We start from the raw sequence: 14,029 nt of genomic DNA, 5'->3' as shown, positions 1-14,029 counted from the left end.
CTAATCTAATTTCTCAAGCTCTGTGACTACGGATAAAAGTTCTTTCTTTGAAACGTTTTCCTTCTCAACGAGTCCCTTCATATCCGAAAGCCATTTATTTCGCTCTTGAAACTTTTGGAATAAGAAAAGCTTTGCCTCGTATTCCTCAAGCATTGCTTCCGTTCGCTTTATATTGTCATAGACTGCCTGCCTGCTTATTTCGTATTCTTCGGCAATCTCGCCAAGAGAATAATCATCCAGATAGTAAAGGGACATATAGCTCTTCTGCTTTTCTGTCAACAACGATTGGTAAAAATCATACAAATAGTTGATGCGCGTTGTTTTCTCAAGCATATCGCCAAACCCCCTTCAGTGTTAAGTGAAAGCCCTTTACAACTTAATAGTGTATACAGTTTGAGAATGAATGTCAAGATGAAACCTTTACACCGAAAAGCGGAAGCGCTGAGTATTGACAATAACCGGTGGTCTGCAGCGGTTTTAAAAGTCAGTCTTCTTCAACTTCGACTAAATTGGCAAATAAGCCGTATACATATTTTTCAGCGTCAAATTCCTGTAGATCATCCATCTGCTCGCCGAGGCCGACAAACTTTACCGGAATGGATAATTCATTGCGGATTGCCAAGACAATCCCCCCTTTTGCGGTACCGTCAAGCTTAGTCAGCACAATGCCGGAAACATTGGTTGCTTCCTTGAACGTTTTTGCCTGAATTAAAGCATTCTGGCCTGTCGTTGCGTCAAGGACAAGCAGAACTTCATGCGGAGCCCCGGGAATTTCGCGTTCAATCACACGTTTTACTTTTTCAAGCTCCTTCATTAAATTGACCTTGTTCTGCAGCCGTCCTGCCGTATCGCAAATGAGGATATCGGCTTTGCGTGCTTTTGCAGATTGGATGGCATCAAACATCACCGCAGCCGGATCCGATCCTTCCGCCTGCTTAATAACTTCGACTCCGACACGGCTCCCCCATACTTCAAGCTGTTCAATCGCCCCGGCACGGAAGGTGTCCCCGGCGGCAAGAATGACCGATTTCCCTTCTGATTTAAACTTATGGGCCATTTTCCCAATTGTTGTGGTTTTCCCGACACCGTTGACACCGACGAACAAGATTACTGTCGGTCCATCTTCCTGGATATTCAACTCCGAGTCCGCACCATCATCACCTTGGTAGATTTCGACCAGCTTTTCTGAAATGACGGATTGCACTTCTTTCGTATCAGATATATTGCGGCGCTTCACTTCGGTTTTCAGTTCATCAATCAATTCGATGACAGTTCCGAAACCGACGTCTGCCTGGATCAGGATTTCTTCGAGTTCCTCGAAAAAATCTTCGTCCACTTTGCGGTAACGGGCGACGAGATCGTTTACCCTGCCAGCAAAGGAGTCGCGTGTTTTTGTCAGACCCTGTTTAAATTTTTCCGAAACAGAATCGGACTGGTCCGTAAACTTTTCTTTCAACTTTTTAAAAAAACTCATGTACTCACTTCCTTTACTGATTATACCAGCTGGGACACTAAAAACGACCCAACAGAAAATCCTCTTCTATACCTCCGCAAGTTCCTTTGTTTCTTCCATCCTGACCGAAACCAATTTTGAAACACCGGACTCCTGCATCGTTACGCCATATAGGACATCCGCTTCCTCCATCGTCCCTTTTCGATGGGTAATGACGATAAATTGCGTCTCGGTACTGAATCGTTTTAAATATTGGCTGAAACGGATCACATTCGCCTCATCAAGTGCAGCTTCGACTTCATCGAGGATACAGAACGGGACAGGCCGGATCTTCAGAATCGAAAATAACAGTGCAATGGCAGTTAACGCACGCTCACCGCCTGATAAAAGCCCAAGATTTTGCAGTTTTTTCCCTGGCGGCTGTGCAATGATATCTACTCCTGTATACAGCAGGTCATCAGGATTTGTCAGCCTTAATTCCGCCCTGCCGCCGCCAAATAGCGCTTTGAACACCTGTTCAAATTGCCCTCGTATCGCAAAGAAGGTATCGGCAAAGCGCCGCTTCATCTCATCATCCATTTCTTCAATCACCTGGAACAGTGTGTCTTTTGCCTGTTGAAGGTCGTCCTTTTGCTCAATAAGAAAATAAAAGCGCTCAGAAACACGCTCATATTCCTCAATTGCTCCGAGGTTGACTGTCCCAAGCTCTTCCATAGCAAGCTTGATGAGTTTTACTTTCTTCCTTGCTTCTTCACCTGGAATCTTCAACGGGTGCTTTTCTTTTGCCCCTTCAAAGGTCAGAAAGTATGCTCCCCTTAAATGGTCAAGACGGTTTTCCAGTTCGACATCCAGCCGATTTAATTTTACTTCCTCATCTTTTACAATCCCTGCAATCCCTTTATGTTGCCGTTTTAATTCTTTAAGTTCCAGCTCGAGAGCCTCCAATCCTGTCTGGAACTCCATCCGTTCCTTTCTTTTGGAAGCTATTAAATCCACTGCCGCTGTTTTACTCTCAAGCTTTTTCTTTGCGGCTTCCTCCAGCTTTTCTTCACCGCTAGAACTATCGGACATTTCGTTCGAAAGCAATGAAAGGTCTTCTTTGAACTCCGACGCCTTCTCTGATTCAAAAGTTTGCTCTCGTTCCAGTCTGTGATAATTATCTTTCTGGTTTTGCAACTGTTCACGCTTTGAAGCTAAATTTACTCTCAGCTCATTTGTTTCTTCGGTAAGCGTTTCTCTTGATGACTGCTGCGAAAGTTTTTGTTTGGTAAGTTCTTCTATTTCTTGGTCAAGTTTTTTTATTTCCGTTTCGCAGGCTGCGAGAAGTTCTTGAAGGTTATCAATCCGGACTTTCTTCTCCAGCTGTTCTTCAACGAGCGACTTTTTATCTAAATCATAAAGGTGAAGTCTATCATTGATGTTTCTCTCTTCGATTTCAACTTCGCGGATATCGCCTTTGATCGATTGTTCCTTCAGGCGAAGTGCCTCTCCGGACTTTCTCGCTTCTTCGAGTTTATCCTCCTGCTTTGCCATGTCGCTTTTGAGCTGTTTTACATGCTGCTCAAGCATGCTTGTCTTGTCTTCCATCCCGCTGAGCTTTTTTTTCAAATCCTCCAGCTCGCCTTTTCTCGATAGCAATGATGAAGTCTTCTGTTTCAGGGCACCGCCAGTCATCGAACCTCCAGGATTGACGATATCTCCGCCGAGAGTCACAAACCTGTATTTATGCTGGACAAGTTTCGCGAGTTCATTTGCTCCTTTTAAATCCTTCGTAATGGCTACCGTGCCCAGGAGACTTGCGGCGATTGTCTGAAATTTATCATCGTATGTAATTAAATCCGCAGCACTTCCAATAAATGAAGGGTGGCTTTTCATCAAGTTAAGATGCGCCCTGGGCAGTTCACGGCCTTTGATCACAGTCAGAGGCAGGAAGGTGGCCCGGCCATATCCATTTTTCTTCAAAAAAGCAATTGCCTGTCTCGCGTGTTCTTCATTATCCATGACAATATGCTGCATTGATCCGCCAAGGGCAGTCTCAATTGCGGTCTGGTATTCTTTCGACACTGAAATCAACTCGGCTATAGCGCCTTCCACCCCGGGTAGGAGGCGGTTTTTTGCTTTTAAAACTTCTTTTACCCCCTGGAAAAACCCGGCATAATCATCTTCCATTTCCGCAAGCATTTCCTTGCGCGACTTAGCCTGCTGCAAAAACTGATAGGCCTGATAGAGGGTCGTTTCCTGTTTTTGATAAGATGTTTTTATATGATCAAACTTTTTTTGTTCATCTCGATAAAGCTGAACCTGCTGTTCTAATCCATGGTTGACAGCTGCGAGAGCTGCATGCAGGTCTGCTTTCTTTTCTTCTGTTTGCTGCCTTTCAGCGAGAAACTTTGCGTTATCCAAATCAAGCCTGGTATTCCGGTTTTCCTGAAGATTTTGCTGCTGTTGTAAATATTGAAGTTCATTTTTTGCAGCAGCCTGCTTATTCAGCCATTCAATATATTCGCTTTTCATTGTCTCGATTGTTTCATCAAGATCCCTATTGAGCAGGGAGAGGCTTTTTTGTTTTGCTGACAGGCTTTCCTGGCACTTTTTCACTTCCGCTTCCAGCAGCAGAAGCGAACTCTTTTCCTGCTCTTTTTGTTCTGTTAAAAGGATAATCCGCTTTTCAGCTTCTTCAATCGACCTTTCAAGCTGTTGTTTATTTTGACTGGCGTTTTTCTTCCTCTCTTTTAAAACTCCTTTACGCCCTTCCAGTTTCTCAAGCTCTTCACTGGCCTGAAGCAATACTTCCTGAAGCTTGCTGAGCGATTTATCGAGCGCCGCGGTTTTGTCGCGGATTTCTTCTACGATGACTTCTTTTTTTTGCAGATCAGCAGCCATCTTTTCTTCCTGCAGGCTATGCCTTTCTAATTCTGCTGTTAAGGCTTCCCACTTTTCATGAAGGGTTTCAATTTCATGGACCGTGAGTGCCACTTCAACTTTCTCAAGCTCATCTTTTTTTTCAAGGAATTCTTTCGCGAGCGAAGATTGAATCTTAAGTGGTTCAACCTGTCCTTCCAGTTCGTAAAGAATGTCATTTACACGGTTTAAATTTTCCTGTGTTTCCGAGAGCTTGCTTTCCGCCTTTTTCTTCCGCGTTTTATATTTTAAGACGCCAGCCGCTTCTTCGAAGATGACCCGCCTTTCTTCGGATTTGCTGCTCAGGATTTCTTCCACTTTCCCCTGGCTGATGATGGAGAATGCTTCACGCCCGAGGCCCGAATCTATGAATAGATCAACGATATCCTTCAGCCTGCACGCCTGATTATTAATAAAGAATTCACTTTCCCCGGATCGGTAAACGCGGCGGGTTACACTTACTTCATGAAAATCTATCGGTAAAGAATTGGTCTCGTTATCAAGCGTCAGCGAAACTTCGGCAAAATTTAAGGCCTTGCGCGAATCGCTGCCCGCAAAAATGATATCTTCCATCTTGGCTCCGCGCAGCGATTTGGCCGACTGCTCACCGAGTACCCAGCGAATTGCATCGGTAATATTGCTTTTACCGCTTCCATTCGGACCTACCACAGCCGTGACACCCGGGACAAAGTCAACAGAAGTCTTTTCTGCAAATGATTTAAATCCTACAACGTCCAAGCGTTTGAGGAACACACTTCATTTCCCCCTTCTTCAAACTTCCATAAGCTTTTATTTTTCTTTTATCACAGTCAGCGCATGGCGGGCCGCTAGCTGCTCAGCTTCTTTTTTCGATTTTCCGGTACCGGTTCCCATTATTTTACCGTCTAAAGAAACAATCAAAACAAATTCACGGTTATGGGCTGGCCCTTTTTCCTGGAGAACCCGATACTCAAGAACACCAACGCCATTCCTTTGAACCAATTCCTGCAGTTGGCTCTTATAATCCATCACATGAGAAAAAGCACCCTCGTTTATTTTAGGAAAAACGACATTTTCTAAAAACTGAAGGACTGTCTCCAGCCCCAAGTCTAGATATAAAGCACCGATGAAAGCTTCGAATACGTCAGCAAGCAACGCAGGGCGTTCTCTTCCGCCTGTCATTTCCTCCCCTTTTCCAAGCAAGACCAATTCTCCGAAAGAAAGCGAGTTTGCAAAGAAAACAAGCGAAGGCTCGCAGACGATTGCCGCCCTTAGTTTTGTCAGTTCGCCTTCCGACATCATCGGATATTTGCTGAATAAAAAGTTAGAAATGGTAAGCTCTAAAACGGCGTCTCCTAAAAATTCAAGCCTTTCATTATCCTCATTCGGCTTGCGGCGATGCTCATTCACATAAGATGAATGGGTAAATGCTTGCTTTAACAGCTTTTCATTCCGAAACTGAAAGCCTGTCTTTTCCTGAAATTGTCTAAATTTATGCTCCATGTTTCCCTGTCTGCAATTATTACCGTTCTTCCGCATAGTACCCTCCGTACGTCTTAAAAAAATCAATCTCAATAAGGTTTTTCCCTAGTTTTATCATACCCAAATCGCGGCATAAGAGAAAGCCCCGCTTAAATAAACGGAGCTTTGATCCTTGAATGCATATAATTACATAGTGCTCTTTATGTAATTCACAGCATCTCCAACTGTGACGATTTTCTCAGCATCATCATCTGAAATTTCCATTCCGAACTCGTCTTCCAGTTCCATAACAAGTTCCACTACATCAAGGGAATCAGCACCTAGATCTTCTTTGAATGAAGCTTCAAGTTTCACTTCTGATTCTTCAACACCTAATCTGTCAACGACAATTTTTGTTACACGTTCCACTACATCTGCCACTGCATTCACCTCCCCTCAAGCCATTATAGTGTATTTCGCTGAATTAATAAATATTTTGTTAACAGAAGACTTTATTATGCCTTTAAAGTTTCAGCAAGTAAAGGACTACATGACCATTCCGCCGTCGACGTGAAGCGTTTGGCCGGTCATATAGGCGCTTGTATCAGAGGCCAGGAATGCAGTCACTCCGGCAACATCCGCAGGATCGCCGAATCTGGCAAGCGGAATTTGCTGCAGCATTGCCTCCCTGACTTCCTCTGTAAGCTTGTCAGTCATATCAGTCGAAATAAACCCTGGAGCAACGGCATTTACGGTTATTCCCCTTGAAGCGAGTTCCTTCGCTGTTGTTTTCGTGAGGCCGATTACACCGGCTTTGGCTGCTACATAGTTGGCCTGTCCCGGATTGCCGCTGATGCCTACTATCGAAGCAATGTTAATGATTCGGCCGCTTCTTTGCTTCATCATTTGCCGGGAAACGGCTTTCGTACAAAGGAAAACACCTTTTAGGTTCGTGTTGATGACATCATCCCATTCTTCTTCCTTCATTCGCATCAGGAGGTTGTCACGTGTAATACCGGCGTTATTCACGAGAATTTGGAGTGATCCGAATTCCTCGATTACGCTTTTCACCATATTTGTAACAGATTCTGCATTTGAAACATTACATTGAACGGCGAATGCCTCTCTTCCCAGGGCTTTGATTTCAGTAACAACCTCATTGGCCTTCGCTTCACTCCCGGAATAGTTGACGGCAATATTTGCTCCCTGCCTGGCCAGCTCCAGGGCAATTTCTCTGCCGATTCCTCTTGATGCGCCAGTAACAAGGGCGGCTTTCCCATTAAGTATCATACTTCAGTCCCCCTTAATGATTCAATGGTTTTTGTCAGGCTTTCCGCATCCGCAACGGAAAATAAAGAAGCCGAACGATCGATCTTTTTAATCAATCCGCTTAACACTTTTCCGGGTCCCACTTCGACAAAAGTGTCCACTCCAAGTGTTAACATCGTTTTTACACTGTCTTCCCACAAAACCGGCGAGTAAAGCTGCTGCAAGAGTTTTTCTTTGATTTCTTCAGGTTTTTGCATCGGCTTAGCGGTCACATTCGAAATGACAGGAATACCGGCTTTCACAATGGTAATCTCCTCCAATACTTCTTGGAGACGCGAAGCTGCAGGCTTCATTAGCGCGGAATGGAAAGGACCGCTGACCTCGAGCGGGATCGCGCGTTTTGCGCCATTCTCCCGGGCTAGCTCACTTGCCGCCTTTACGCCTTCAGTACTTCCGGAAATGACAATCTGCCCAGGACAATTGATATTCGCAAGTTGAACGGTGTTTCCTCCGGAGGTAACTGCTTTTGTAATTTCGTTCAACCGATTGCGCTCCATCCCCAGGATGGCCGCCATCGAGCCCTGACCATTTGGCACGGCTTCTTCCATGAACTCACCGCGCTTCCGGACTGTATAGACAGTATCTTCAAAGCTTATCGCACCCGCTGCAACCAACGCCGAGTATTCTCCCAGGCTATGGCCGGCCGTATAATCGGGCTTGATGCCTGCGGTTTCCAGCGCTTGGAAAAACACATAACTTGTCGTCAATAAGGCAGGCTGTGCATTCGTTGTCAACGTAAGTGTCTCCTGTGGCCCGTTAAAGATCAATTCCGATAACGAAAAGCCAATTTTCTGATCCGCGGCCCGAAAAGCCTTTTTTGCCGCTTCAGATTTATCGTATAAATCTTTGCCCATTCCTGTCGTTTGCGAACCCTGTCCCGGAAATACGAAAGCTACTTTCCCCATTTGCACACTCCCTTAACGATAGTTATCAATTTTTGATCATCGAACTAATATTTTTTATAACATCATGCTGAACCATTTCCCTCGTCTGCCTGATTGCATTGAAATATGCATTTGTATCCGAGGAACCATGAGCTTTAATGACAGGTGCCTTCAAACCGAATAATCCAGCGCCGCCATACTCGGAATAATCCATTTGGTTCTTAATGCCTCTTAACTCCGGTTTCAAGATCCCGGCAGCGAGCTTGCTTTTCATATTGCTCATCAATGCCGTTTTCAGCATGGTGAAAACGGACATGGCAGTCCCTTCTATCGTCTTTAACACCATATTTCCGGTAAACCCGTCCGTGACGACTACATCTGCAGAGCCTTCGAGCAGATCCCTTGCTTCGACGTTTCCGACAAAATGGATGTCAGCTTCTCTCAGAAGATCGAAGGCAAGTCTTGTCAGCTCATTGCCTTTCTTTTCTTCAGTGCCGATATTTAACAGCCCGACACGGGGTTTGGCAATCCCTCTTACCTTTTGGGCATAAATCGAGCCCATAATGGCGAATTGCAGCAAGTGTTCAGGCTTAGCGTCTGCATTAGCTCCGACATCCAATAATACAAAACCGTTTCCATCAATAGTCGGGAGCGTCGGTGCAAGTGCCGGACGCTCAATTCCTTCGATCCGTCCAATCACGAATAACCCAGATGCCATCAACGCTCCCGTGTTTCCGGCAGAAATACAGGCATCTGCAGTGCCATCAGCCACCTGCTGGGCCGCCAGCACCATTGAGGCTGTCTGTTTCCGGCGGACGGCACGAACCGGTTCGTCAGTTGCCAGGATCTTTTCTTCTGTATGCAGCACGGAGATTTTTTCACGGTTTGTCATATGATTGCTAATTTCATTTTCTTTTCCGACCAATAAAATCTCGAGGTCGGGGAATTCCTTGACAGCCTTCATTGCCCCAAGCACGACTTCCTTTGGCGCGTGATCCCCGCCCATCGCATCAATTGCTAGTTTCATTATTTAGCATCATCCTTTTTGCTTCCGCTTTTCTTATTGGTTGGATCGGAACATTACAAACTCTCCCTTAAAAACCAGTTCATTCCCGACAAAGCTGTTTACTTCCACTAACGTACGGTCCGAATGTATGCCGGTTTGCAATACTTTTGCTTTAGCGATAACCCTTTCATTCTCCTTCACCGAACGGGAGAATATTATCTGGGCCTTCGCCGTCAACGCCAGCTCATCATTAATGACGGCAACAGCTAAAGAGTTAGCCTGGGCAAACAAATGATGCCCCCGGGCAATGCCGTTCCGTTTGAACACATGTTCCTTTTTTATGTCTAAAATAGAGATTGCATTCTCATCTAAATTTATGTCAATTACTTCCCCAATTACTTCATCGAGCGGAAGCGCTCGAATTTCATCGCTGAACTTTTTTTCCGCAACATTCTTGATACGTTCACGCAGCTCCGGAATCGAAAGCTCCAGGCGGTCAAGCCGGACTGTCTGAACACTCACCGAGAATCTTCCAGCCAGCTCATCATCTGTTATGAACGGATTTTCCTTAATCGTTTCCATCAACAGGTGCTGGCGCTCCTTCTTATTTCTTCGCATCTGAAGGTCACCATCCGTACTATTATGACTAGGTACTAATAGTAGTATATATATAACAAAAGCAGATTGCAAGAATGAAAAAATCTCGCAATCTGCTAGAAAAGCGGAAGCGCCTGGTTCAGCCCCGACAAGCATAAGCCAAGCGCAGAAAGAAGGCGTTCTATGCATTCTTTCTGTGATTGTCTTATGACCTCAAAGGAGCTAGGCGCTGGAGCTTGACAATAGAAAAGCTAAGGCGCCTTGTAAAAAGGAATGTACATGTACGCTAAAATGTAGGCTTCTTCCATGCAAATTGGGTAGGATAGCCGACATTTCCTATAACCGTTCATACATCTCAGGCATCACTCATAAAAATCATGGCCAAAGCTCATAAACTCTGGTAATAGCTCTAAAACTTCGATAATCGCTCATAAATCCGGATAATAGCTCATAAATGCGAAAATGACTGCTATGGAAGGCCTACTTTTTATGAAAAGAAGCAGTGAAGGTTGCTAGAATCCTTTCATAGCTCATAAGTAAACGGAATAGCTCATAAATTTCAATAATGGCTCATAAATCTTAGAAATCGCTCACAAATCCGGATAATCGCTCATAAGTGTGAAAATGACAACTATGGATGCATAATTGAAGGCCTACTTTTATGAAAAGAAGCAGCGAAGGTTGCTAGAATCCTTTCATAGCTCATAAGTAAACGGAATAGCTCATAAATTTCAATAATGGCTCATAAATCTTGGAATACACATCAGTCCAGCTTATCGCCGTTCAATACGCCTGTTTGTTCGAGATAATTCCGTAATGAAAGATATTCGGGATCCTTCCAGAAGCTTTCCGAGGCAATCAGCTTTGCTGCATCATCTCTTGCCACTTCAAGCGCCCGATAATCATGGACCATGTCGGCAACCTTGAATTCGGGAACGCCGCTCTGCTTTTTGCCGAAGAAGTCACCAGGACCACGCAATTCCAGGTCTTTTTCAGATAAAACAAAACCATCGTTCGTTTCGGTCATGATCTTCATCCGTTCTTTGCCGAGCTCGGATTTTGGGTCTGCAAGCATTATACAGTAAGATTGTTCACTTCCTCTTCCTACGCGGCCGCGAAGCTGATGGAGCTGGGCCAATCCAAAACGCTCCGCGTCATAAATAACCATTACGGTTGCGTTCGGTACATTTACGCCTACCTCGACAACAGTCGTTGAAACAAGGACCTGCAAATCATTTTGACTGAATTCCTTCATCACCACATCTTTCTCGTCAGAGGGAAGCCGGCCATGCATCAACCCTACTCGGAAACGCCCGTCAAAATACTGGGTCATCGCAGCATGGACATCGAGCACGTTTTGTAAATCGAGTTTCTCTGATTCTTCGATTAATGGGCAGATGACATATGCCTGCCTTCCCTGGCGAAGTTCCTTTTCCACGAATCCTAAGATCCGATCAAGCATCTCATGCTTTGCCCAAAATGTTTCGATCGTTTTTCTCCCTGCAGGCATTTCATCGATTACGGAAACATCCATTTCCCCAAATACTGTAATCGCGAGCGTACGGGGAATCGGTGTCGCAGTCATAAACAGAACATCGGGACTTTCCCCTTTTTCACGGAGCACCCTTCGCTGTTCCACGCCAAAGCGGTGCTGTTCATCGGTTATCACCAGACCTAAATTGTTGAAATTGACCTCAGCCTGGATTAACGCATGCGTCCCAATCAAAATATCAATTTCCCCATCTTGTAAAGCATGCAGTAATTCACGGCGTTTTTTCCCTTTGACCGAACTGGTAAGAAGCGCTGTTTTGAGTCCAGCAGGGTCGAGCATGGCTTGAAGGGAAGCGCCATGCTGCTCTGCGAGGATTTCTGTCGGTACCATGAAGGCACCCTGATAACCCGCTGAAATAGATGCGAACAGTGCGATCACGGCCACTGCAGTTTTCCCGGAGCCTACATCCCCCTGAAGCAGCCTGTTCATACGGTATGGTGATTTCATATCAGCCAGGATTTCATTAACCACCCTTTTCTGGGCATTTGTTAATGGAAATGGCAAGGACTCGATAAATCCCTTCAAACGATCAAGCTTGTATGACTGCTGAATTCCCCTTGACTGTTCTCTTTGGACTTTTCGTATTGCCTGCATTTTGAGCTGAAAGAATAAAAACTCCTCGTAAACAAAACGTCTCCGCGCCTGTTTCACATCATTTGCAGAGAGAGGAAAATGCATTCGGCGCAGTGCATCTTTACGCAGCGGCAGCTTGTATTTATCCAACACTTGCTGAGGCAGGTTTTCTTCAATATGCTCTCCGTACTGCGAAAAAGCTTTGGCTATAAAACGGCGCAGCCCTTTAACTGTCAGGCTGCCCCGCGTTGAATAGACCGGTTCAAATTCTTTTTCTTTCCGATAAGGGCCGAGTTGGCATTCACTGCCGCTGATCGACTGGCGGTGACGGTCCCATTTGCCTGTCACAGTTACGATATCATTTATGTTCAATTTATTTTTCAAGTATGGCTGATTGAAATAGGTAACGGTAATTAAATAACGGCCAACAAGCAATTTAAAGGTGAGCCGCGATTTTTTCCGGCCAAAATACCCTAATGTTGGCTGGCTGTGAATTTTTCCTTCAACGGTGACCTTCTCCTCATGCTTGGTTGTCTCTAAATCTTTCAACCGATAATCTTCATAGCGGTAGGGAAGATGTTCCATAAGGTCGGATACCGTATAAATATTTATTTCATTAAGTGAAGTTTCTGTTTCACCGCCTATTCCTTTTATTGCAGTTATCGGATCCTCTAGATGTGAAATCACTTTTTCATAAGCGGCAGCCCAAAGATTTTCGCCTCTAATTCCCGGCCCGTCGGTGTTGCCGCTAACCCTCCCTGTGCAGTTTCTCTTAAAGCTGACGGCATGGATTGACCAATCTTGAACATGGCTCCAATCACTTCATCACACGGAATCCGGCTCGTTATTCCCGCTAAAGCCATATCCGCGGCAACCATCGCATTGGCTGCACCCATTGCATTCCGTTTCACACATGGAACCTCAACCAGTCCTGCTACAGGATCGCAAACTAGGCCAAGCATATTCTTAAGGGTGATTGCCATTGCTTCTGCGCTTTGCGCGGGAGTGCCGCCAGCCATTTCAACAATTGCTGCCGATGCCATCCCTGCAGCAGAGCCAACCTCGGCCTGGCATCCGCCAGCAGCTCCGGAAATAGACGCATTGTTTGCGATGACAAACCCAAAAGCGCCTGACGTAAATAAAAATTCTATCTTTTGTTCACGGGTCGGATTCAGCTTCCGCTGCACGGCAAATAATGTCCCGGGCACGACCCCCGCTGAACCGGCAGTCGGGGTGGCGCAAATGGTACCCATTGCTGCGTTTACTTCATTTGTAGCAACAGCTTTACTGACTGCGTCCAGTAACAGCTCTCCCGACAGAAAGTTCCCTTTTTTAATATATTCCTGAAGCAGCACAGCATCTCCGCCTGTCAGGCCGGAATGCGACTTTACGCCTTTAAGGCCGCGTTCAACCGCCTGTTCCATTACATCAAGATTCACTTCCATTTGACGCAAAATTTCCTCACCGGTTTTACCTGTAACTTCCATTTCCTGCTCGATCATGATTTGGGATATCTTTTGGTTTTTTGATTCTGCCAATTCAACTAGTTCAGCAACATTGCGGAACATTTATTTTCCTCCCTCCTTGTGCTTCGTTTTCAAAGGTAAACGTTTTCATATCTTTACACTTCATCATTCGACGATTCTTGTTACCTGGACAATGTTTGGAAGAGCTGAAATTTCCTCTAGTACAGACTCTTCGATATTTTGGTCTACCTCGATTGTCATTAGAGCCATCTTCCCCATTTCTTTACGGGAAACGTCCATTTGGCCAATATTTACTTGGTGTTTAGCCAACACGTTCGAAACATTGGCAATCGTTCCAAAGCGGTCGTTGTGAACGACAAGTATGGCTGGATGATGGCCGGAAAGCCTCAGTACAAAGCCATTCAGCTCAATAATTTCGATCTTTCCACCACCTATGGATATACCGGCTAATTCCATTTCTCCTTTTTCATCACCCATCATTATTTTCGCGGTATTGGGATGATCGGTAACTGCTTCCTCTTCTATAAACTTGATTCTAATTTTTTTCTGTCTTGCTATTGTAAGCGATTCTTTGATTCTCTCGTCGAATGTGTCAAAATCGAGCAAACCGCCTACGATAGCTACATCTGTTCCATGCCCTTTATATGTTTTGGCGAACGAACCATAGAAAGAGATGGTCGCCCATTTTGGCTCTCTTCCAAATAAATTACGCGCAACCCTCCCGATCCTTGCTGCACCAGCTGTATGCGAGCTGGAAGGACCGATCATTACAGGGCCGATAATGTCGAATACACTTTTATATTTCAT

At 45.1% G+C, this 14,029-nt stretch carries 12 protein-coding genes; all 12 read right to left on the bottom strand.

Annotation, left to right across the window (positions count from 1 at the left end; genetic code table 11):
• On the bottom strand, nucleotides 1–333 hold the full coding sequence (locus tag ELQ35_RS08750; protein WP_126864438.1) for a putative DNA-binding protein: 333 nt from the start codon (nucleotides 331–333) through the stop codon (nucleotides 1–3).
• 151 nt (nucleotides 334–484) lie between these two features.
• Nucleotides 485–1,474 carry a signal recognition particle-docking protein FtsY gene (ftsY, locus tag ELQ35_RS08745; protein ID WP_126864437.1) on the bottom strand — a complete coding sequence of 330 codons (990 nt, stop codon included), beginning with the start codon at nucleotides 1,472–1,474 and terminating at the stop codon, nucleotides 485–487.
• A gap of 66 nt (nucleotides 1,475–1,540) precedes the next feature.
• On the bottom strand, nucleotides 1,541–5,107 hold the full coding sequence (smc, locus tag ELQ35_RS08740; RefSeq protein WP_126864436.1) for a chromosome segregation protein SMC: 3,567 nt from the start codon (nucleotides 5,105–5,107) through the stop codon (nucleotides 1,541–1,543).
• Nucleotides 5,108–5,143: 36 nt separating this feature from the next.
• A complete protein-coding gene (gene rnc, locus ELQ35_RS08735) occupies nucleotides 5,144–5,872 on the bottom strand; it encodes a ribonuclease III (RefSeq protein ID WP_126864435.1) in 729 nt (242 codons plus the stop codon).
• A gap of 129 nt (nucleotides 5,873–6,001) precedes the next feature.
• Nucleotides 6,002–6,235 carry an acyl carrier protein gene (locus ELQ35_RS08730; protein ID WP_126864434.1) on the bottom strand — a complete coding sequence of 78 codons (234 nt, stop codon included), beginning with the start codon at nucleotides 6,233–6,235 and terminating at the stop codon, nucleotides 6,002–6,004.
• Between the two features lie 105 nt (nucleotides 6,236–6,340).
• Nucleotides 6,341–7,084, bottom strand: coding sequence for a 3-oxoacyl-[acyl-carrier-protein] reductase (gene fabG / locus ELQ35_RS08725; protein WP_126864433.1), 744 nt, complete (start codon nucleotides 7,082–7,084; stop codon nucleotides 6,341–6,343).
• On the bottom strand, nucleotides 7,081–8,028 hold the full coding sequence (gene fabD / locus ELQ35_RS08720) for an ACP S-malonyltransferase (protein ID WP_126864432.1): 948 nt from the start codon (nucleotides 8,026–8,028) through the stop codon (nucleotides 7,081–7,083). Before fabD ends, fabG begins: the two co-directional genes overlap by 4 nt.
• Before the next feature lie 25 nt (nucleotides 8,029–8,053).
• On the bottom strand, nucleotides 8,054–9,034 hold the full coding sequence (plsX, locus tag ELQ35_RS08715) for a phosphate acyltransferase PlsX (protein ID WP_126864431.1): 981 nt from the start codon (nucleotides 9,032–9,034) through the stop codon (nucleotides 8,054–8,056).
• A gap of 33 nt (nucleotides 9,035–9,067) precedes the next feature.
• A complete protein-coding gene (gene fapR, locus ELQ35_RS08710; protein WP_126864430.1) occupies nucleotides 9,068–9,631 on the bottom strand; it encodes a transcription factor FapR in 564 nt (187 codons plus the stop codon).
• Nucleotides 9,632–10,373: 742 nt separating this feature from the next.
• Entirely contained in the window at nucleotides 10,374–12,422 is a 2,049-nt protein-coding gene (gene recG, locus ELQ35_RS08705) for an ATP-dependent DNA helicase RecG (protein ID WP_126864429.1), read from the bottom strand.
• Nucleotides 12,419–13,303 carry an L-serine ammonia-lyase, iron-sulfur-dependent, subunit alpha gene (gene sdaAA / locus ELQ35_RS08700; protein ID WP_126864428.1) on the bottom strand — a complete coding sequence of 295 codons (885 nt, stop codon included), beginning with the start codon at nucleotides 13,301–13,303 and terminating at the stop codon, nucleotides 12,419–12,421. Before sdaAA ends, recG begins: the two co-directional genes overlap by 4 nt.
• Before the next feature lie 63 nt (nucleotides 13,304–13,366).
• Nucleotides 13,367–14,029, bottom strand: a complete 663-nt coding sequence (gene sdaAB, locus ELQ35_RS08695; protein ID WP_126864427.1) for an L-serine ammonia-lyase, iron-sulfur-dependent subunit beta — start codon at nucleotides 14,027–14,029, stop codon at nucleotides 13,367–13,369.

The sequence above is a fragment of the Peribacillus cavernae genome (assembly GCF_003989135.1).
GTDB classification, from domain to species: Bacteria; Bacillota; Bacilli; order Bacillales; family DSM-1321; genus Peribacillus; species Peribacillus cavernae.
Note: the sequence above shows the minus strand (reverse complement) of the source record. Positions and strands in the feature narration are given on the sequence as shown.

Bases quoted from the DNA above. Each gene is read 5' to 3' on its own strand.
- ELQ35_RS08750 (WP_126864438.1), bottom strand. From the start codon at position 333: ATGCTTGAGAAAACAACGCGCATCAACTATTTGTATGATTTTTACCAA.
- ftsY (WP_126864437.1), bottom strand. From the start codon at position 1,474: ATGAGTTTTTTTAAAAAGTTGAAAGAAAAGTTTACGGACCAGTCCGAT.
- fabD (WP_126864432.1), bottom strand. From the start codon at position 8,028: ATGGGGAAAGTAGCTTTCGTATTTCCGGGACAGGGTTCGCAAACGACA.
- sdaAB (WP_126864427.1), bottom strand. From the start codon at position 14,029: ATGAAATATAAAAGTGTATTCGACATTATCGGCCCTGTAATGATCGGT.
- fapR (WP_126864430.1), bottom strand. From the start codon at position 9,631: ATGCGAAGAAATAAGAAGGAGCGCCAGCACCTGTTGATGGAAACGATT.
- sdaAA (WP_126864428.1), bottom strand. From the start codon at position 13,303: ATGTTCCGCAATGTTGCTGAACTAGTTGAATTGGCAGAATCAAAAAAC.
- rnc (WP_126864435.1), bottom strand. From the start codon at position 5,872: ATGCGGAAGAACGGTAATAATTGCAGACAGGGAAACATGGAGCATAAA.
- fabG (WP_126864433.1), bottom strand. From the start codon at position 7,084: ATGATACTTAATGGGAAAGCCGCCCTTGTTACTGGCGCATCAAGAGGA.
- plsX (WP_126864431.1), bottom strand. From the start codon at position 9,034: ATGAAACTAGCAATTGATGCGATGGGCGGGGATCACGCGCCAAAGGAA.